At 43.8% G+C, this 22,198-nt stretch carries 12 protein-coding genes; 6 read left to right on the top strand and 6 right to left on the bottom strand.

Annotated elements, in window-relative coordinates; all coding sequences use genetic code 11:
* Nucleotides 1–139 precede the first annotated feature (139 nt).
* The 6 genes from AC6JAD_RS01895 (at nt 140) to AC6JAD_RS01870 (ending at nt 17,186) form a co-directional block, all read left to right on the top strand.
* The gene (locus AC6JAD_RS01895) at nt 140–4,972 is read left to right on the top strand and encodes a DUF8693 domain-containing protein (RefSeq protein ID WP_461302839.1); all 4,833 of its coding nucleotides are present in this window, start codon (nt 140–142) and stop codon (nt 4,970–4,972) included.
* Nucleotides 4,973–5,294: 322 nt separating this feature from the next.
* Nucleotides 5,295–9,986, top strand: coding sequence for a M36 family metallopeptidase (locus AC6JAD_RS01890; protein WP_497865915.1), 4,692 nt, complete (start codon nt 5,295–5,297; stop codon nt 9,984–9,986).
* A gap of 281 nt (nt 9,987–10,267) precedes the next feature.
* Nucleotides 10,268–14,836, top strand: a complete 4,569-nt coding sequence (locus tag AC6JAD_RS01885) for a DUF8693 domain-containing protein (protein WP_497865913.1) — start codon at nt 10,268–10,270, stop codon at nt 14,834–14,836.
* A gap of 96 nt (nt 14,837–14,932) precedes the next feature.
* The gene (locus tag AC6JAD_RS01880; protein ID WP_461304340.1) at nt 14,933–15,802 is read left to right on the top strand and encodes a DUF4846 domain-containing protein; all 870 of its coding nucleotides are present in this window, start codon (nt 14,933–14,935) and stop codon (nt 15,800–15,802) included.
* Nucleotides 15,799–16,161, top strand: coding sequence for a DUF8840 domain-containing protein (locus AC6JAD_RS01875; protein WP_461304339.1), 363 nt, complete (start codon nt 15,799–15,801; stop codon nt 16,159–16,161). The genes AC6JAD_RS01880 and AC6JAD_RS01875 overlap by 4 nt, the downstream gene beginning before the upstream one ends.
* 2 nt (nt 16,162–16,163) lie before the next feature.
* Nucleotides 16,164–17,186 carry an FAD:protein FMN transferase gene (locus AC6JAD_RS01870; RefSeq protein WP_461304338.1) on the top strand — a complete coding sequence of 341 codons (1,023 nt, stop codon included), beginning with the start codon at nt 16,164–16,166 and terminating at the stop codon, nt 17,184–17,186.
* Nucleotide 17,187: 1 nt separating this feature from the next.
* Here the strand turns inward: AC6JAD_RS01870 and AC6JAD_RS01865 are convergent, their stop codons facing one another.
* The 6 genes from AC6JAD_RS01865 to AC6JAD_RS01840 are packed head-to-tail and all read right to left on the bottom strand — an operon-like array spanning nt 17,188 to nt 22,188.
* Nucleotides 17,188–17,952 carry a methyltransferase domain-containing protein gene (locus AC6JAD_RS01865; protein WP_461304337.1) on the bottom strand — a complete coding sequence of 255 codons (765 nt, stop codon included), beginning with the start codon at nt 17,950–17,952 and terminating at the stop codon, nt 17,188–17,190.
* An 8-nt stretch (nt 17,953–17,960) separates the two neighbouring features.
* Nucleotides 17,961–18,779, bottom strand: coding sequence for a type I methionyl aminopeptidase (gene map, locus AC6JAD_RS01860; protein ID WP_461304336.1), 819 nt, complete (start codon nt 18,777–18,779; stop codon nt 17,961–17,963).
* A gap of 3 nt (nt 18,780–18,782) precedes the next feature.
* Entirely contained in the window at nt 18,783–19,187 is a 405-nt protein-coding gene (locus AC6JAD_RS01855) for a BT0820 family HAD-type phosphatase (protein ID WP_461304335.1), read from the bottom strand.
* A 51-nt stretch (nt 19,188–19,238) separates the two neighbouring features.
* Nucleotides 19,239–19,832, bottom strand: coding sequence for a TlpA family protein disulfide reductase (locus tag AC6JAD_RS01850; protein ID WP_461304334.1), 594 nt, complete (start codon nt 19,830–19,832; stop codon nt 19,239–19,241).
* A gap of 11 nt (nt 19,833–19,843) precedes the next feature.
* Nucleotides 19,844–21,358 (bottom strand): 2,3-bisphosphoglycerate-independent phosphoglycerate mutase, encoded by a 1,515-nt coding sequence (gpmI, locus tag AC6JAD_RS01845; protein WP_461304333.1) that lies wholly within the window; start codon nt 21,356–21,358, stop codon nt 19,844–19,846.
* Between the two features lie 59 nt (nt 21,359–21,417).
* The gene (locus tag AC6JAD_RS01840; protein ID WP_461304348.1) at nt 21,418–22,188 is read right to left on the bottom strand and encodes a M48 family metalloprotease; all 771 of its coding nucleotides are present in this window, start codon (nt 22,186–22,188) and stop codon (nt 21,418–21,420) included.
* Nucleotides 22,189–22,198: the final 10 nt, after the last annotated feature.

The following is a 22,198-nucleotide window of genomic DNA, read 5'->3' as shown; positions in this document are numbered from 1 at the left end:
AAAAATGTAAATTTGGAGATCGTCGAATTAATTGGGATAGATGGCTTCAATAACCCTATTTGGCCATTGCGAGCATAAGTTATAAGCTTTCGTTCTCATTGGACTTGGCGAAATTTTTGGACCTGATAAAATCTGATTTATGAGAAGAAGAAAACCAACCTTACTTTTGCTCATGCTGTTCATGGTAACAGCAATTGTAGCGCAAGAAAAGACAAGTGAGAAGAGTGATACCTATAAAACAAGTAAGTATCCAACCAAAATTATTTATCCAAAAAACTTCTACGTTTCCAAGCCCGTTAGGGATATGCCGGTCTGTGATGATCTTGTCACTTTCGATGGCTATTATGTCCCAAAAGATGGGGTGAATACCACGAGCGAAATGAGCCAAAAGAGGAAAAGAAAATTAGCTTATTTAAATGCAGCCGGAAGTAGTAGTACATCAGTAGATCCATTGATGCAGGGACCAGAAGGGCATCACAGAACTTCTTCAACTAGAGCCCCTTTGGTGAGTTTTGAATCAATAGGTCTTAATGTTTCCCCTCCAGATCCGTCAATGGCCGTGGGCCCAAACCATATTGTAACTATGGAAAATGGGCAATGGGCGGTGTATGATAAAACTGGGGTAATGGCCTCAGGTTTCCCAAAATTACTTACAGACCCGCTTTCCGGTCCTACACATGCAGATAATGCAGGTGACCCAGTGGTAATGTATGATAGGGAGGCAGATCGCTGGTTCTTGTCTCAATTTCAATTATCTGGAAACCCATCCCAAAGTGACGATGTGTTTCTTATCGGTATTTCCACAACGCCAGATCCAACGGGATCCTATAATGTATATGAATATGAATTGACCGCAGGTAATGACTATCCGCATTACGGAGTTTGGGGAGACACGTATGTGACCGCCGGTAATTTTACAGGGGCACAGAAGGTATATACTTTTAATAGAAATAAAATGCTCGCTGGGGACGGAAGTGCTGAGATTGCTGGTTTTTCCCCTTCAGGATTGGGGTCAGCTGGATTTGCAGCTCCAATTCCCGCACATTCTGAAGGAGCAGGTGCTGCTACAGGCGATGCTAAAATATTATTCTATCAGGATGACGCATTTTCTGGAGTAACCTCCGATCATATTGGATTGTGGAATATTGATATGGATTGGACGAATGCAACAACCATTGCCAATTCTACTATTTCAGGAAAGATTCAAATTCCAACAACGGCATTCGATGCTGCCATTGCTGGTGGATTTGCTAATTTACAGCAGCCTGGGGTTAGTCAGAGGATTGATGCAATTGTTGGCGCTGTAATGAATATGTGTCACTGGTACAAGTTTCCAACCTACGAGGTTATATTGCTGAATTGGGTGGTTGAGATTCAGAATGGAACTCAAAAATCGGGAATCCGTTGGGTGGAATTAAGAAGTACAGATGCGGGTGGCACTTGGACCGTGCATCAGGAAGGAACCTTTACAGATCCTACCCAAACTACAGTGGCACTTAAAGAATCTGTATTTATGGGTTGTATGTCTATGGACGATCAAGGGAATATTGGATTAGGATATACCAAAACAGGATCGTCTACTTTCCCATCTTTATATTACACGGGTCGTTTGGCTAGTGATACCGCAGGGGATATGACTTTTGGTGAAAACCTTGTAATCTCAGGAACCAATTCGGTCACAGGTAACGACCGATATGGTGATTACGGCCAGGCGGTAAGGGATCCTAGCGATGATCAAACCTTTTGGGTAACTTCGGAGTATTCGGGAGATGGCGGTACTAATGGCAGACAGGTTAGGGTGTATTCCTTTAAATTGGCTCCTGATACCCCAGAGATTAGTTTTTCAAGTGCCACGGGTGATGCAACGGAAGATGCGGATGCCTGCTTTACAGATATTAATGTACCATTAAGTATTGCTTTGGCGCCATCTGCGGACGCCGATGTCAATTTTGTGATCAATGGAAGTTCCACAGCTACTACAGGAGTAGATTTCGATTTACTAACTTCAAGTGTCACCTTTAACTCGGGTAGTTCTGCTGGACAGAATATGATGCTGCGAGTTTACCATGATGGTTTGGTTGAAGGTGATGAAACAGTAACCATAGATTTTACCGTAAATGCAAACGGCGGGGATGCTACGGCAAATACAAGCGCAGATTCATTTACTTTAACAATTTCAAGTCCGGATACAGTTCCGGTGGCAACACAAACTGCCACCTTGTTCACAGAAGGTTTCGAAACCTATTCTGATTTCGATATTAACCCTGTGGGTGGGTGGACTATGTTTGATGGTGATGGGGATTCCACTTACGGTTCTACTGCTTACGATTTCATCAATGAGAACTATACAGGGACATTTATTGTGTTTAATCCAAGTCAAACATCTCCCTCGGCGGCAGGAAGTGATTTCGATCCGCATACCGGTGATAAAGGTTATTATTGCTTTAATGAAAGTCAGACTCCATTCCTTAATGATGACTATATTTTTACCCCCCAGATTTCCTTGAACGGCACAAATAGTGAATTGAAATTTTGGGCCAGATCTGTAGTGGATACCTATGGTTTGGAACGTTTTCAGGTAGGGGTTTCCACCACTGATACCGATCCAGGAAGTTTTACTTTCATAAGTGCCAGCCCTTATGTTGAGGCGCCAATTACGTGGACAGAGTATACCTATGACCTGTCCGCATACGATGGCCAAGATGTTTATATCACGTTCCGTTGTGTTTCTTCCGATGCCTTTGTTTTCATGTTGGATGACGTGTCGGTATCGGCAGTAGTTTCTACCGATGTACAAACTGCAGAAAACTCAGCTACACAAAATCAAATGGAGGTGAACGGTACCGGTACGAGGTACAGTACAGATAGTAGTTCGGATGATATCATGATGGGAATAACCAATAACAATAGCTTCGATTATGGTTGTGTAGATTCATATGTATCCCGAGCGGGTACAAGTGCACAATCTTATAACGGTAGTGTCGCACCAAACTTGGTAATGGATAAAACATTTACCATTAGTCCAGCAAATACCACAGTTTCTGGCGATAACACCATTACTTTTTATTTCACTGAAGCCGAAATAGCTGGTTGGGAAGCGGCTACTGGCCAATTACGTGCAGGTTTAGTAGCTGCAAGGGGATCAGCGAGTAATGTAGTCGAAACTTCTGCTTTAACTATTGGTAATTTGGGAACAAATGTCACCCTAACGGGAACTTTTACCGGATTGGATGGTAACTATTACTTCGGCCCAGAAGCAGCTTTTGTGTCTTGTGGAGGTGTTGCTAAAACATGGGACGGTACGAATTGGAGTCCAGCAGGTGCACCAGATGCAACCAATGAAGTCACTTTAGCAGGCAATTATAACACCAATACTCACGGTGACCTTAATGCCTGTAAACTAACTATTAATGCTGCAGCAACACTAACCGTTCCTGGTGGTACGTATGCCAGCGTTAATGCAGATATTGTCGTAAATGGTTCATTAATTGTAGAACATGAAGGTAGTGTGGTACAGACCAGTACCAGTCCGGCAGTTCAAAATAATGGAACTATTAACGTAAACCTTACAACACCTAATCTGGCTTCTCGGGATTTTATGGTAATGGGTAGCCCCATGACTACAGAAACTCGTGAAAGTGTTTGGAATACGGCTTTCCTTGTACTCGATGCGGAAACTTCCAATTTTGTACCGCATCCAGATGTGGCAATACTGTTTCCGGGAGCAGAGAACTTTGCGGATGATAATAATGACTTTTGGATTCCCGTGATAAGTGGAACGGTAACGCCTGGTGAAGGTTATATTGTACGTCCACAGGCTGGTTATGGCCAACCCGGAGGGATTTTTAATTATACGTATGATGACGGAACGTTGAATACAGGTAATATAAACTTTACCGTGGTACAGAATACCCCTGGTCCAACAGCCGCCGATAATAAAAATGCGAGCCCCAATGTATTGGCAAACCCATACCCATCAGCAATTTTTGCTGATGATTTCATAAATGCCAATGCCATGGTGGAGGAATTGTATTTTTGGGAGCATCTTACCCCTCCTAGTTCATCGTTACCCGGGGCAGGCAGCATGAATTTTTCTATGGAAGACATCTCCATGTATAATCTTTCTGGAGGTACAGCGGCGGCATCCGATCTGTCTGGAATAGATACCCGTCCCAATGGGTATATTTCAACTGGGCAAGGATTTGGGATAAAGGCCACGGCAGCGGGAACCGCAACCTTCACAAACGCCATGAGAAGAACCGATAATAATAACACATTGCGTTTGCAGGATGATAAGGAGCGTATGTGGTTGAACATATCCACAGCTCAATACAGCATGCAGAAACAAGCCTTGTTGGCTTTTAGCGAGGATGCCGGAGAAGGTATGGACCCAGGATACGATAGTAGAAGACTTGCTACGGTTCTATCTATTTATACGCACCTTCAGAATGGAATGGAACAATTGGGCATTCAGACCCTAGGGACGTTCGATAATTCAATTACGGTACCAGTTGGTTTTTCAACCTTAATAGATGCCGATACCGAATACAAGATTTCGATTGCGGACCTAGAGGGTGTTGAATTGACCAATACAGAAGTATATCTTGAAGATAATGTAACTGGTACAATTCATGACCTAAGTGCAGATTCTTACGGATTTGTAAGCGGAATGGGAACATTTGATAATCGTTTTACATTACGTTTCAGTAGGGTGCTGGGCACAGAAAGTTCAGTAATTGATTCCATTGCGTTATTCCCGAATCCAACGTCTGGCGAATTGAATATTTCGTCAACCGAAGCTGTAATTCAAAAAGTGGAAGTATTCGATATAATGGGAAGAAAAGTAATTGAATTGGAAGGATCAGGCAATACTGCACTTCGACTGGATGTTTCTGGATTTGCTAGTTCAACTTACTTCCTAACTGTAACAACCGACCAAGGAAAGTTTACTAAGCGGATCGTGAGAAAATAATCCGTTTCTAAATACCCTCTTATAAATGCCTCGATAATCGAGGCATTTGTCTTTATATTCCTGAGATTACTTTATCGTTAAAAAGTTGCTTTTTGCCGATAAAATGTTATTTTTGACAATTGGTTTAGGAAAAAATAAACTTGACGTAAGAATTAACTTACTGTAATTTTAGCATATTGTTTTCATAAGTGCATTCTAGTGCTATGAATTACTTATAATGCTATTATTTGTTTAGCTTAAAAGTTCTTTAATCATCTGGAAAATAATACATTTATACAATAAATAATCTTTAGTTACCATCAATAAATAGTTACCTATGCGAATGAAAATTACATCAACGGTATGCATACAGGTTCTTTGTTTCACGATGTTGTGTTTTGTGTCCAACCTAACCACGGCACAGAACAACTCGAATGGAAAGAGTCAGATCACTGCATTAAACACAAATGAGAAGAAGGAAAGCAATCAAGTTTCCATTCAAACATTCTTAGCGAATCAGGACTCACCAGACTTCGTAGTGACGGCAAGTCACGTAAGTAGCGTAAGTGGGATTGAACATACCTATATTCGCCAAGCAGTCAATGGAATTGGTATTATAGGTACCGAATCCAGTGTTCATAAGGACAAAAATGGAAACATCATAAAGGAGCACAATAATTTTGTTCGCAATATTCAGTCTACTGTGCGCTCAAATACTCCGGGAATTTCAGCATCAGAAGCCATCAATTCGGTGGCACAACAAATGGGATATGCGATTTCAGGACTTCAAGAATTGGAGAGAAGTGGAAGTAATACTCAAAAAGCACTTTTTAACAAGGCCGGTATTTCTGCCACAGATATCCCCGTAGAGTTGGCCTACTTCTATCAAGAAGGATTGGGAACTACACTTGTTTGGCAACTATCTGTTGAAGAATTGGATTCTTCGGACTGGTGGGAGTTTTTGGTGAATGCTAGTACAGGAGCTATAATTAGCCAAATGAATTATACGGTTTCTTGTTTCAATGAAGGTAATGATCATAACCATAATCATGGTGATGAGGATGCGGAAGTAGCAAATGAGGAAGAAGCTTTGTTTTATACAGTAGAAAATAACCCTGCTTTCTTAGTAGGTAGCTATAATGTTATTGCCATGCCAGATGAATCCCCACAACATGGTTCCATAGGAAGGCAAGTAGTAGTAGATCCTGATGACGCTGTGGCATCGCCTTTTGGATGGCATGATACAGATGGTGTTGCAGGAGCAGAATCTGAATATACTATTGGGAATAATACCGATGCGTATGATGACAGCTCGAGCACGGTAACGGGAACAGGTGATGGAGACGATACCGAAAGGGCGTTTGGAGGTCCAACGTTGACGTTTAGTGACCCTTTCAATACAAATGTAACTGTGGGAGATGGTAGTATTGATGCTGCTGTAACCAACCTTTTTTATTGGGCTAATATTATACACGATGTAACCTATCATTATGGTTTCGACGAAGCTTCAGGAAACTTCCAAGTGAACAATTACGGAAATGGTGGGGTAGCTGGAGATTCGGTTCGTTCCGAAGCACAGGATGGATCCGGTACTTGTAATGCCAATTTTGCGACACCCGCAGATGGAGGACGTGGAAGAATGCAGATGTACGTATGTAATACACGCGATGGAGATTTCGATAATGGAGTAATTGCCCATGAATACGGTCATGGTATTTCAAACAGACTAACAGGTGGAGCGGGTAATGCCGGTTGCTTAAATAGATTTACTACCCCAGAACAAATGGGAGAGGGCTGGAGTGACTTTTACGGACTTCTATTAACGATGGAAGTAGGTGATACGAGAAACGATTCTAGAGGAATTGGAACGTGGTTAGTTGGGCAAGCAGCAAATGGCCCTGGAATTAGACCGACACCTTACAGTACAGATTTTTCAGTAAACGGAACTACCTATAGTGCCTTGCCATCGTCTGTTGTTCCCCATGGAGTGGGTTACGTTTGGGCGACCATGCTTTGGGAACTCACTTGGGATCTTATTGATGACCAAGGTTTCGATACTGACTTTTACAATGGAACAGGGGGGAATAATATTGCCCTTAACCTAGTAACTGAGGGAATGAAATTACAACCCTGTAGTCCAGGGTTTGTCGACGGTAGGGATGCCATCCTTGCGGCAGATGCTGCCATTTATGGAGGAGCCTATAATTGTCTTATTTGGGAAGCATTCGCAAGAAGGGGATTAGGGTTTAGTGCGAGCCAAGGAAATTCATCAAGTATTGCAGATGGATCCGAAGCATTCGACTTACCTCCGGGATTAGGATCGCCTACCTTAGATACTGTAAGTTCAGTTTGCCTTACGAGTGGTGTACAAACCGGTCTTGGAGGTGGAACTCCTGTTGGTGGCGTGTATTCTGGAATTGGTGTTACCGATGACGGAAATGGAACTACATACACCTTCGACCCTTCAATAGGAGGTGTGGGAACCACGGTGGTATCTTATACCATTACCAATATATGTACTAGCTCTGTTGAGGTAGATACCGATTCCATTATTGTGGGCGATGGAACCTTAAATATTGTATGTCCTGCAGATATTACTACATGTTACCCGGAAATCGATTACGAATTCCCTAGACCAAGTGACGGTTGTTTTGGTAGAACTAGCAATAGAGTGTCCCAGAATAATAATGAGCTAATAAATAATGGAGTGGATTGCGCCGGGGATACTTCGGGGCACTTACGTAGGTTTAATTTAACAACAGAAGGAGTAGCGAGGGATTACCTCATTACGGGAATAGACGTTGGAATAAATACAACCACAGGAGCTAACATTACGGTAAACATATACCTTGATAATACAATAGATAATGCTATAACCACCTACACGGTACCAATTTCGGACACTGTAACGCCTTATGCTACTGCGATTAGTGCAGTGCCATCAGGTAGTGGTTTTGTACATACTGTGCCATTTGATGTCTTCTTGCCAGCAGGAACAGCATTTACGGTTGAAGTAATTTCCCCTTCAACACAAGACTTTATGATCGGATATAACGATTCCGGGACCAATAATGTCCCTGATGCCACAGCGACAGGTTATACCAGTTGTAGTGGAGGATTGGCGTATTCAGACCTTATTGCTTTCGATTTAGGGGAAAATGCTGTACTTATTCAGGTACAGGGTACAGAAAGTGATAGCTTAACAACGACTCAAACAGCTGGATTGCCTCCTGGAGAGACATTCTCATTGGGAACTACAACCAATACTTTCGAGACAACTGATGGTTCCAATACCGAAAGCTGTTCTTTCGATGTGAATGTATTGGGTAATTCGGTAACCACCTACACTGGTGGAGCTTGGAATAATGGAACACCAACCACTACTGCTGTTGCAGTTTTTGAAGATGCTTATGATACCTCAGGAGCAGGTAATAGCAGTATCGATGCTTGTTTATGTGAAGTAAATTCTGGCGGGGACCTTACAGTCGCAGCTGGGGATTATCTAAATGTACAGACAGATGTTATTGTGAACTCAGGCGGTTTACTTACTGTAGCGCATACAGGAAGCGTGGTTCAGACTAATGATACTGGTGTAGCCACCAACAACGGCACGATCAACGTTAACCTTACGACGCCTAACCTTGCCTCCCGTGACTTCATGGTCCTTGGTAGCCCCATGAGCGGTGAGACGCGCGAGAGCGTTTGGAGCAGTGCCTTTTTGGTACTGGAGGCCAACACGGTGGACTTCGTCCCCCACCCTGACGTAACGGCCCTGTTCCCCGGTGCGGAGAACTTCGCTGACGACAACAACGATTTCTGGACCGAGGTGGTGACCGGCACGGCCAACCCGGGCGAGGGCTACATCGTGCGGCCACAGGCGGGCTACGGCCAGCCCGGCGGTATCTTCAACTATACCTATGACGGCGGCACCCTCAACACGGGCGACGTGGACTTCACCGTGATACAGAACACCCCCGGCCCCACGGCCGCGGACAACAAGAACGCCAGTCCCAACGTACTGGCCAACCCATACCCGTCCGCCATCTGGGCCGACGACCTTATCAACGCCAACGCCATGATAGACGAGGTGTACTTCTGGGAGCACCTTACGCCCCCTAGCCCTTCGTTGCCTGGTGCTGGCAGCATGAACTTTTCCATGGAGGACATCTCCATGTACAACCTTTCGGGGGGTACGGCGGCGGCCTCGGACCCCGGGACCTCGACGGAGCCCAACGGGTACATATCCACCGGGCAGGGGTTCGGCATAAAGGCCAGTGCGGCCGGTACGGCGACCTTCACCAATGCCATGAGGAGGACGGGCAACAACAACACCCTCCGCCTTCAGGGGCAGGACAGGGAACGCATCTGGCTCAGCGTGACCAACACGGAGTTCGGGATGCAGAAACAGGCCCTTGTGGCCTTCGACCCGGTGGCGACACTGGGGATGGACGCCGGTTACGACAGCAGGAGGCTGGCCACGGTGGTATCGCTCTACACGCACCTACAGGACGGTAGCGGGGAACTGGGGATACAGAACCTTGGGGCCTTCGACGAGTCGATGACCGTCCCGATGGGCTTCAGCACACTGATCGATACCGATACGGAGTACAAGGTCTTCATCGGTAACCTTGAGGGCGCCCAGCTTTCCGGTTCCGGGGTGTACCTTGTCGATAACCTGACGGGGGTGGTGCACGACCTGAGGGCCGATTCCTATAATTTCACCAGTGGGATGGGGACGTTCCACAATAGGTTCACGCTACAGTTCACGCCTGGTATCCTGGGAACCGACGTGGCCACGCTGGAGAGCATAGTTATGTTCCCGAACCCGACCACTGGGGAGCTCCAGATATCGTCACCCTTGGCGATGTTGGAGAAGGTGGAGGTCCATGATCTGATGGGCAGGAAGGTGACCACGGTTTCTGGGAAGAGTAATGCCTCCTTGAAGTTGGACCTTTCGGGCCTTAACAGCTCGGTGTATTTTGTGACCGTGACCACGGATCAAGGAACAGTAACCAAAAAAGTTATTAGAAAATAGGATAATAGAACAATCTAATTCTTAAGAACGCCTCCATGACGGAGGCGTTTTTAATTGTATATACTTGTTTCGAAAGCACTTTGCTACACATCTGTAAAATGTTAGCTTGCAATAGATCTTCGAATTTTATGGCTTTCTGAAAAGTAGGAAGTATCAGAAAGTACTAAATAGATGTTTTTGAATGCTTATTTAATTGAATTACAGTTCATTAATTCCCAATAATATAATATATTTATATTTCTTACTATGGTAATGTAAGTACCATGTATAAATCTTTAGCTATGAGAATGAATATTATACCATCCGTTTGTATCCGCATATTATGTTTGGGAATCCTTTGCTTTTTATCAACTGCAACTACCAATCACAATAAGAACAATCATACCCAGAGTCAATTTTCGGAAATTACCACTACTAGTAATACGCATGTCCATGCTTTGGGTAATGAATCCATCCAAAAAGAGAAGGCAGAGGCGATGATAAAAGAGCACGCTATTGCATTAATAGCTCCCTATTTGGAAAAATCGTTGAAGCAAGCTATCGAGTCAACCAAGAGTGGTTCGGAAGATTTTCTAGGTTTTCCAGCCACATGTTTTGCACCCGATACGGACCCTAAAGTTGTCGAAGAGTTTTACAGGAATAGGACAGCACTGGAAAATAGTCTTGATTTACCAGATTTAGAAGGATCTCGATTTAATTTATTGAATCGATGGAACAGTACCGCTTCAGATGGTGGGGGTTTGGGTCAAGGTGACTTTACAACCCTAACTTGGAGCTATGTTCCCGATGGAACGCCTATAGGAAATGGAGGTTGTGGGGTTCCAGGTGAATCCAGCGACCCGAGTGACTTTATAGCCTTCTTTAATGGTATCTACGGTGGTCCAACAACTCCTGGCGATTTTACTACGGCACCGTGGCATGCTGTATTCGTTAGTATGTTCGATTCTTGGTCTGCAGTGAGTGGATTAAACTTTGTCTACGAGCCAAATGATGACGGAGCAACAGTGGTTACGGGCGGAACAGGAATAATAGGGACAAGAGGTGATTTTAGAATATCGGGGCACAGGGTTGATGGTAACAGCAATGTCCTTGCATGTAATTATTTTCCTCAAAATGGCGATATGATTATCGATACAGATGATAACTATTATTCAAACAATCCAGGGGTAGGAACTACCAATGTATTGACCCATGAGATTGGTCATGGATTGGGGATTTTGCACGTATGTCCGGTACAACAAACTAAACTAATGGAACCCTTTGTAACTACTGTGTTTTCAGGGCCACAAGAAGATGATATTTTAGCCACAAACAGGAATTACGGAGATCCCGAAGGAGCCAACGACACTTTCGGAACGGCTACTTTATTGGGTAGTACGTCAAATCCAGTTACTTACGACAAGGTTCAAAGGAGTATTGATGATAATGGCGATGTAGACTTTTATTCGTTTACGATTAGTGAATCAACCTTGCTATCGGGAACACTTACGCCAACAGGAACTCAGTATTTAAGTGGCGTCCAAAATGGAGATGGAAGCTGTTCTGCAGGATCGCTTTTTAACGCATTGACGGTTGCCGATATAATGTTTGAAATACTCGATACCGATGGTACATCGGTGCTGGCAACTGCAAACGCTAATGGCGCGGGTAGCGCTGAAAGTGTTACCGATGTTCCATTATCGGGTGCTGGAACCTATTATGTAAGGGTAAGTCAGCAGGGTGGTGCAGTAGACAATGTTCAAATGTATGACTTAAGTATTTCCCTGGCTGCGGCAGTATTAACTCCCGTGATTTCCTTTGCCTCAACTACAGGGAATGGAACCGAAGGTACCGATTGTGCATTTACAGATGTTGATGTTACCCTGAATATTCTTGCAGCACCCTCGGCGAACGCCGAAGTAAGCTTTAGTATTGATGGATCCTCTAGCGCTACGCAAGGCGTTGATTTTGATTTGATAACATCAAGTGTAATCTTTAACACCGGAAGCACTGCTTCTCAGACAATGACACTGAGGATATATCATGATGCTTTTGTAGAAGGAGATGAAACCATTATTGTGAACACCTCATTAAATGCCAATGGTGGAGATGCAACCTTAAACCCCTCAGCCGATACTTTCACCTATACGATAACCAATGACGATGCTGCCCCTGTGGCTTCTGTGGTTACTAATATTTTTTCTGCGGATTTTGAGGATGTAACGGGCTGGACAGTTATCGATAATGATGGGGATGGGAATCAATGGGGTATCTTTAACCCAATTGCGCATGGTAGCCTTACGGGAAGATGGGCAGGCTCTGTTACCAATCTAGCTGTTATTGGAGGAAGTGGTACCCTAACACCGGATAACTTCCTTTTTAGTCCTTCATTTTCGATTCCAGCAGATGCTACCAATACACAGATCACTTTTGAAATTGGTGACTTGGGAACAGTTGCCGAACATTATGCAGTATATTTTGCCTCGACGAATACAGTGGCTGCTGCATTGAGCGGTACCTTGATTGAAGAATCAAATACCATTGTGAACGATACCGAAACCCGAACAGTTAATCTTGCCTCATTGGCTGGACAAACCGGGGTTCTTGCTTTTAGGCATTACAATACTACGGGAAATAGCCTCTTAATGTTAGATACCATAGATGTTGTAGTTACCCAAGGTACGGGCGTGCAAACTGCAGTGAATACGGCTAATGCTAATGAATTTAATTTTGAAAATACAGGGACTGCCTATGCATATGACGATGTCTCGGACCTTATCATGGCGGGCTTAACAAACAACAATAGTTTTAATTATGGATGTACCTCGGTCAATGTAACCCGATCTGGTACCGGTGCACAAGCTTATAATGGGAGTAGTTCTCCTGATTTTGTGACAGACAAAACCTTTACCATTTCCCCAGCAAATACTACGGGTTCTGGTAATGTAGATGTTACCTTTTATTTCTCTGAAGCTGAAATAGCTGGATGGGAAGCAGCGACAGGATTGTCCAGAACGGCTTTGGTTGCGGCAAGAGGATCCGCTTCCAGTGTTACTGAAACGGCCACGCTCACCATAGGCAGTTTCGGCACCAATGTTACGCTTACTGGAAATTTTTCAGGATTGAATGGAACTTATTATTTTGGACCTGCCGCCGCATTTAGTTCTTGCCCGGGAGTCACCAAAACTTGGAATGGAACGAATTGGAGCCCTGCTGGAGCCCCTGATGCTACTAATGAAGTCGTCTTGACAGGAAATTATGACACCAATACTAATGGAAATTTGAATGCATGTGACTTAATAGTGAATACAGGAGTTACCTTAACAGTTCCCGGAGGATCTTTTACAAGTGTGGCAGGTAATATCACGGTCGATGGAACACTAATCGTGGCACATCAAGGTAGTGTAGTTCAGACGGATGCTAATCCATCTGTGATAAACAACGGCACGATCAACGTGAACCTTACGACTCCTAACCTTGCCTCCCGTGACTTCATGGTCCTTGGTAGCCCCATGAGCGGTGAGACGCGCGAGAGCGTTTGGAGCAGTGCCTTTTTGGTACTGGAGGCCAACACGGTGGACTTCGTCCCCCACCCTGACGTAACGGCCCTGTTCCCCGGTGCGGAGAACTTCGCTGACGACAACAACGATTTCTGGACCGAGGTGGTGACCGGCACGGCCAACCCGGGCGAGGGCTACATCGTGCGGCCACAGGCGGGCTACGGCCAGCCCGGCGGTATCTTCAACTATACCTATGACGGCGGCACCCTCAACACGGGCGACGTGGACTTCACCGTGATACAGAACACCCCCGGCCCCACGGCCGCGGACAACAAGAACGCCAGTCCCAACGTACTGGCCAACCCATACCCGTCCGCCATCTGGGCCGACGACCTTATCAACGCCAACGCCATGATAGACGAGGTGTACTTCTGGGAGCACCTTACGCCCCCTAGCCCTTCGTTGCCTGGTGCTGGCAGCATGAACTTTTCCATGGAGGACATCTCCATGTACAACCTTTCGGGGGGTACGGCGGCGGCCTCGGACCCCGGGACCTCGACGGAGCCCAACGGGTACATATCCACCGGGCAGGGGTTCGGCATAAAGGCCAGTGCGGCCGGTACGGCGACCTTCACCAATGCCATGAGGAGGACGGGCAACAACAACACCCTCCGCCTTCAGGGGCAGGACAGGGAACGCATCTGGCTCAGCGTGACCAACACGGAGTTCGGGATGCAGAAACAGGCCCTTGTGGCCTTCGACCCGGTGGCGACACTGGGGATGGACGCCGGTTACGACAGCAGGAGGCTGGCCACGGTGGTATCGCTCTACACGCACCTACAGGACGGTAGCGGGGAACTGGGGATACAGAACCTTGGGGCCTTCGACGAGTCGATGACCGTCCCGATGGGCTTCAGCACACTGATCGATACCGATACGGAGTACAAGGTCTTCATCGGTAACCTTGAGGGCGCCCAGCTTTCCGGTTCCGGGGTGTACCTTGTCGATAACCTGACGGGGGTGGTGCACGACCTGAGGGCCGATTCCTATAATTTCACCAGTGGGATGGGGACGTTCCACAATAGGTTCACGCTACAGTTCACGCCTGGTATCCTGGGAACCGACGTGGCCACGCTGGAGAGCATAGTTATGTTCCCGAACCCGACCACTGGGGAGCTCCAGATATCGTCACCCTTGGCGATGTTGGAGAAGGTGGAGGTCCATGATCTGATGGGCAGGAAGGTGACCACGGTTTCTGGGAAGAGTAATGCCTCCTTGAAGTTGGACCTTTCGGGCCTTAACAGCTCGGTGTATTTCGTGACCGTGACCACGGATCAAGGAACGGTGACTAAAAGAGTGATAAAAGAATAATTGAAAGATATATAGTTTGTAAGTGCCCTGATATATGTCAGGGCATTTTTTGTCTTAATTCAAAATAAAACCGTAAAGATTCAGTTTTTAAAAAGAATGAAGAAACTCATACTAGCACTAGCATCAATTTTCGGTATCTATTATTTCTTTTTTTCAGATAGGGGGCAGGTCGTTAAAAATGTAGCCTTGAGCTATGTGGTTACACCCAGTTATCTAAATGAAGAGGGACTTACGGTTGTAGATAGGGTTATTGTTCCCGATGGATATACGCGTTCAGTGTATAACGATGGGACCTTTCAGAAATACATACAAGAATACCCTCTTAAAGAGTTTGGAAGCGAAGTGATTAATTATGATGGGGAACCTTATGTGTACCAAGCTGGACATGTAGGTGTTTTCGATCTATCAGTACCTGCTAATGGACTTCAACAATGTGCAGATGCGCTTATTCGGTTGCGTTCGGAATACCTGTGGCAGCAAGAAAGAAAAGATGAGATAGGCTTCAATTTTACTTCTGGTGATTATTGTTCTTGGCAAAAGTATGCCGAGGGGTATCGACCAAAAATAAACGGAAACAAGGTCACATTCCATAAAATAGCCACTGTGGACTCTTCTAAGGAGAACTTTTACAAATACCTAGATCTGATATTTATGTATGCGGGAACCCTTTCGCTTTATCATGAACTTCCAAAGGTCAATACGTTAGAAGACATTGAGGTAGGTGACCTTCTTATTTATCCAGGAAGTCCTGGGCACGTTATCTTAGTTTCGGACATGGCAGTGAATGAAATGGGCGAAAAAATATTTATTTTTGCACAAGGGAATACACCAGCGCAGAGTGTTCATATCCTGAAGAACCCAAACGATGCCTCTATTAGTCCTTGGTATCAGATTTCATTGGGGGAGCGTTTGGAAATTCCTACCTATTATTTTGATAACGTACAGTTGGTCCGATTTAAAGAATGAGCAAACCTCTTACCGAACAGGAATTACATAATCTCGCCATGAACATTGTAGGCAAGGATTTAGAATCCCAGGGATTTGAATTTCTGGGTGTCAATTCAAAATTGAAAAAAGACCCACAATTCGTAGCCTTAAAGAATAAAGACCTACATTTTGTCATAGTAAGGGCTATTTCTTACCCGCAAGATGCCAATGCCTACGATCCTGTTTTCATGCAAACCATTAAAGACCATGCTACTAAATTTGAAGCTAAAACGTATTATGCAGGTGTTGGATTGGGCCATGGGAGCGATTATGGAAAACCGGTCATAAAGGATGAAGACTACACGCTAATTTATAACGGAATCCAAGAAATAAAATAAAGATGAAGAATATATTCCCAGCTATTTTATTAGTGCTATTATTTAGTTGTAAAGAGGAAAAAAAGGCTCCCGAACTTAGAACGATGCAAGGAAATGCATTCGGCACTACCTTTGGGATACAGTATTTTACAGAGGGTGATATAGATATACAGAAGGGCATTGATTCTATTTTTCAAGTCGTGAATACATCCGTGAGCACTTATATGCCCGATAGTGATATTTCGAAAATTAATCGAGGGGATTCTACTGTTGTGGTAGACGCTATTTTTAAAGAGGTTTTCGAATTGTCCGAATGGATGCATCGGGAATCAAATGGTTATTTCGACCCGACCATTGGTGTGCTAAGAAACGCCTATGGATTTGGGGATGAAAAACCGTTGGCCGAAATAGATAGTCTTACTTTAGATTCGTTGATGAATTATGTAGGCTTTAAGAAAGTACAGCTCACTGATAGAGGTACAGTGAAAAAGGACAATCCAAATATTTATTTCGACTTTAATGCGGTAGCTAAAGGGTATGGTATTGATCTTTTGGGTGAATATTTGGAGGCTAATGGTATAGAAAACTATCTAATTGAATTGGGAGGCGAATTACGTGCTAAGGGCACGCACATTACAAAGGAGCAACCTTGGGTAGCCGGTATTGAAAATGTAAATTCTGGATTAGAAGATCGGTCCTATGATCAAATAATTTACTTGAAAGATATGTCAATGGCTTCTTCGGGTAATTATCGAAAATTTCGAATCGATTCGGCAACAGGCAAAAAATATGTACATACAATTAATCCACTTACCGGTAAGGCAGAGCAATTATCTATAACCAGTGCTACGGTTCTTGCCCCAACATGTGCGGAGGCAGATGCCTATGCAACCGCATTTATGGCAATGGGATTGTCTAAGGCTAAGCGCCTGTTAAAGGAGTCCGTAGATATTGAGGCATATTTTACCTATATCAATTCTCGGGGTCAGGCACAATACTTTATGTCTGGGGGATTGATTAGTTTAATGAAAAAAGAAGAACAATAGATTATTTGTAGCAGACGGGTAGTAATTCTCCTTTCGGGAGACGGTATTTTTCAATTGTTTCTTCCGAGAATTCCTTGGTGTAATCCACTGGATCTACTTTAAAGCCCACATCAGCTAACTTATCGAAGTAATCCATTCCGTAGACCCGGACGTGGTCATATTGCCCAAAAATCTTAGCCCTTTCCTTAGGATCCGTAATAGTGTCATCTTCAAAGGTAGTTTCCCTTTCCCTTTCGTAAGGTACTTGTACAATAGCGCATCCGCTAGGGGAAAGCACTCTGTATAGCTCTTGCATTGCTTTGGTGTCGTCTGGAATGTGTTCCAATACGTGGTTGCAAATAATAAAGTCGAAACTATTATCCTCAAAAGGAAGCTGGCATATATCCGCTTTAACGTCGGCGATGGGTGAGTTAAGATCTGTGGTGGTATAGGTGATGTTTGTCAATCTTCTGAAACGCTTCAAAAATGCCTGTTCGGGAGCAAAATGAAGCACCTTTATGGGTTTGGTAAAAAAGGGGGTTTCATTTTTCAGGTACAACCAAAACAGCCGGTGACGTTCCAGTGAAAATGTTCCTGGAGCCAATACATTTTCCCTTACGTTTTCATAACCATACGGCAAAAATTTTCTATAAGACTTGCCATCTATAGGATCTGTATACCTATTACCTTTTAGAAACAAAGCCATTAAAGGCCTAAGAATATAACTTATGCGTATAAGTAGGGGGCGAGGTATTAGGTTTAGAAAAAACTTTGCGATTCGCTGCATAGCAGAAATTATAGCACCAATTCGTTTTGCCTGAATTCGTCTTCTTCGTCACTCACGATCCCAAGAGCTTCATAAACATACCCAAAAGTGGAAAGTAATTCAGGTTTTCCATCTACGATGGCAATATTATGCTCGAAATGTGCACTAGGCTTTCCATCTTTGGTCACGATAGTCCAGCCATCCTTTAATTGACTTACCCTATGGGTTCCCATATTAATCATAGGCTCAATGGCTACTGTCATTCCTTCCGGAAACTTTTTGCCACGGCCTCTTTTCCCATAATTAGGCATCTCTGGGTCTTCATGAAGTTTTTTGCCAAGTCCATGTCCCACCAATTCCCGAACCACTCCATAACCAAAGGATTCGCAATAATTCTGAATGGCGTATCCAACATCACCTACACGATTATTTATTTTTAATTCACGTATTCCAATGTAAAGGGACTCTTTGGTAACCTGAAGTAATTTCTTAACCTCAGGATCCACTTCTCCTACTTCGAAAGTATAGGCATGATCTCCATAAAATTCGTTCTTAATGGCACCACAATCTATGGCAACAATATCGCCCTCCTCCAAGGGTTTGTCCGTAGGGAGTCCATGCACTACAGCTTCATTAACGCTGGTAAGTAGTGTAGAAGGGCAGCCGTATAACCCTAAAAAACCGGGTACAGCACCTTGATCGCGAATAAACTCTTCAGCAATTTTATCTAAATAGTTGGTAGTAACACCTGGCTTTACTTCTTTGGCAAGCATCCCTAAGGTTTTGGAAACCACCAGTGCACTCTCGCGCATCAATTCAATCTCTTCTCTTGTTTTTGTTATGATCATAATCTATAAGCCAAACCAGTTTTTCTTCTTTTTCTTTTTTATGGAAGACAGGTTAATGTCTCCAATAATTTTCTGATAAATCTCGCCCCAACTCACCATTCCGCCAAAGTTTCTATCATCTATGAAGATATCGGCATTAATTTTTCTACTGTATTTAGAATCGTATTTCTCCTCTGGAAAACTCTTATTAACTGCATAAAAGGTAATGCCATTTTCTTTACAAAAGGCCACAGCTTCATCCAAGGCTCTTCCGTGTCGGTACGTCCATAATACAAGACGATGTCCATTTTCCTGGAGTTTCTTTAATGTTTCGAAGGCGAACAATTGCGGTTTACCAATGTTAGGATAGTTATCTTCTACAATTGTACCATCGAAATCCACAGCGATTGTCATGGTTTCTTTGATCATAAGGGGACAGTTGAAGCCACAAAATTACGAAGAATAATTTCGTTTAGGAACTTATTCTTGGTATGCATGTTTATAGGGATCCCCTTTAAGAATTGCGATCATATCTTTTTCAAGGGTTTCTTGGGCATATTCTACAATTCGGTTTAGTTCTTTGCCATCCCTGTAAAAAATAATGGTAGGCACATATTCTATATTCAAATCCTTTTCGAATTCTTGAGGAGTCGTTTTTTCATGAGTCATGGCAATCATTTCGACATTCTCATCATTGTAATCCACTTGATCCAGTATTTTGAAAAGTGCCGGTACTTCGCGCTGACTATCTTCGCACCAAGTTCCCATAAAGGTTTTAATTGTTACATCTTTCAATAGGGGAGCCAAACTATCCACGCTAGTAGAATCCAGTACGTGAAGGTTATAATTTTCGGCAAACCATTCATTGAAAGGTTCTTCTTGCAATCCTTTGCAATTGATCGTTCCCAGCAACATCTCGCCACCATCTTCCTCGTCTGGAACACGAACGTTAATGCCATCTAAGGCCACTTCTTTCTTTACTTCTTCTGTTTGTGTGTCCGGTGTTTCTTCCTTGTTGTTAGACTTACACGCAACGATAGAAACAAGCATTAAACAAATTAAAAGGTATTTCATTGTATCAGGTTTTAAACTAGGCTGTTTTGGGTCATTGCATCGGGCTTTGCTACATCCATTAGTGTCAGGATAGTGGGTGCGATGTCTCCCAATACGCCATTTTTTATAAATTTTATGTTTTTATCCACCAATATTAAGGGAACGGGATTCGTGGTATGTGCAGTATTGGGTGAGCCATCAGGGTTTCTCATGGTTTCACTATTCCCATGGTCTGCTATAATTAGGGTTGTATAATTTTTGGATAATGCCGTTTGTACAATTTCTTGGGTACATTCGTCAACCACTTCGCAGGCTTTCATAGCAGCTTCCATGACACCCGTATGACCTACCATATCTGGATTTGCGAAATTTAGGCAAATAAAATCGGCTGTTTCTTGTTCTATTTCCGGAATGATTTTATCCCGAATATCGTATGCGCTCATTTCCGGTTTTAAGTCGTAGGTCGCTACTTTTGGGGAGGGACAAAGAATCCGTTTTTCACCATCGTAAGGTTCCTCTCGACCCCCATTGAAGAAAAATGTAACATGCGGATACTTTTCAGTTTCAGCTATCCTAATTTGGGTTTTGCCAGCTTTGGCCAAAGTTTCCCCAAGGGTATCCTTAATATTTTCCTTATCGTAGACGACTTTAATGCCTTCAAAAGTGTCATCATAATTGGTAAGGGTGACATAATAGAGTGGCATTTTCTTCATTTCGTAATCCGGAAAATCTTCTTGACTTAATACCTGTGTCAACTCACGACCCCGATCTGTTCTAAAATTGAAAAATAGAATGACATCATCATCCGATATAGTGGCTAATGGAGCACCATCCTCGGTAACCACCAATGGCTCTATAAACTCATCGGTCACACCATTGTTATAACTATCGAGAATATCTTCAGAAATATTCGTGGTTGCTTTTCCTTTTCCATGAACCAATAAATCATAGGCTTTTTTAACGCGTTCCCAACGTTTGTCCCTATCCATCGCAAAATAACGACCAATTACTGAGGCCAATTTACCTGTAGACTGATTCATATGAGCTTCCAATTCCTGAACAAAACCCACTCCGCTTTTAGGGTCTACATCGCGACCATCTGTGAATGCATGTACAAAAACATCGTCCAAATTAAAGTCATTCGCAACAGTAAGGAGCCCTTTTACATGTTCTATATGGGAATGCACGCCACCGTCGGATAGCAGGCCTAAGAGATGTACCTTTTTTTGATGGTCCTTGGCATATTGAAAAGCTTCTTGTATGGTTTTTTCATCCTTTAGGCTATTGTTCTGAACTGCCAAATTGATTTTCGCAAGATCCTGGTATACAATTCTACCCGCGCCCAGGTTCATGTGCCCTACTTCGCTATTGCCCATTTGACCCTCTGGTAATCCCACATTCATGCCATGGGTAAGAAGTTGGGCATTAGGGTATTTATGTGGAAGGGAATCCATAAAAGGGGTTCTTCCTTTAGCAACAGCAGATACGTCTGGGTTTTGTGTAATTCCCCATCCATCAAGGATGAGTAGGATGACTTTTTTGTTCATGGAACAAAGATACTAAGATCACTATAAGATTCTTAGTCTATATCGACTAAGTTGACCTTTTAATTCCCGTATTTTTCTATGGAAGCTTTAATCTGTTCTATACGATTCTCTGGATCCGGATGTGTGCTCTTATGTTCTGGCACTCTATTAGGCCCAGCTGCAGCTTTAAGGATTTGCATGACGTCGATCATTTCGTAGGGGTCATACCCCGCCTTGATCATAAAACGAACCCCAAGGTCATCGCTTTCCAATTCGTCACCCCGCCCATTGGTCAACAATTTGTTTTGCCCAATACTAGCGATAATCCCTCCAGCATCTGCACCTACCGATCCGGCAGCAGAGAGGTCTTGCCATAAACCGGCTTCAGCAATACGCTCGCTGGAATGACGCCCCAATACATGACCTATTTCATGACCTAACACACCGGCCAATTGATCCTCATTTTCCAGTTTGGAATAAAGAGCAGCTGTAATAAAAATTTGTCCTCCAGGTAAGGCAAAGGCATTAATGGTTTGATCATCTGCCAATAAATGGAATTCGAAATGCCCAGCATATTCACTTTGGGCTGCAATACTATTAGAAACCAATCGATTGCCCACTTCATCCACCGTCCTTTGTGCTCCTTGATCGGGATGCAATCCACCGTGCTGTTGTGCCATCTGTGGAGCTGTATTCAGTCCCATGGCTATTTCTTGATCTGGGTCTAAGGCAATCGCTTGCACCCTTCCGGTATATGGATTCTCTTCCTTGCTATTGCAGTATTTGAAAAAGGCAAAAGCCGCAAGGGCCAAGCCAATGATGATTCTAATTTTCCAATTGCCTCTCATGATGGTACGTTTT

Source organism: Aureisphaera sp., assembly GCF_059726885.1.
The sequence above is the reverse complement of the archived record's forward strand: the minus strand, read 5'-3'. Positions and strand labels throughout refer to the sequence as shown.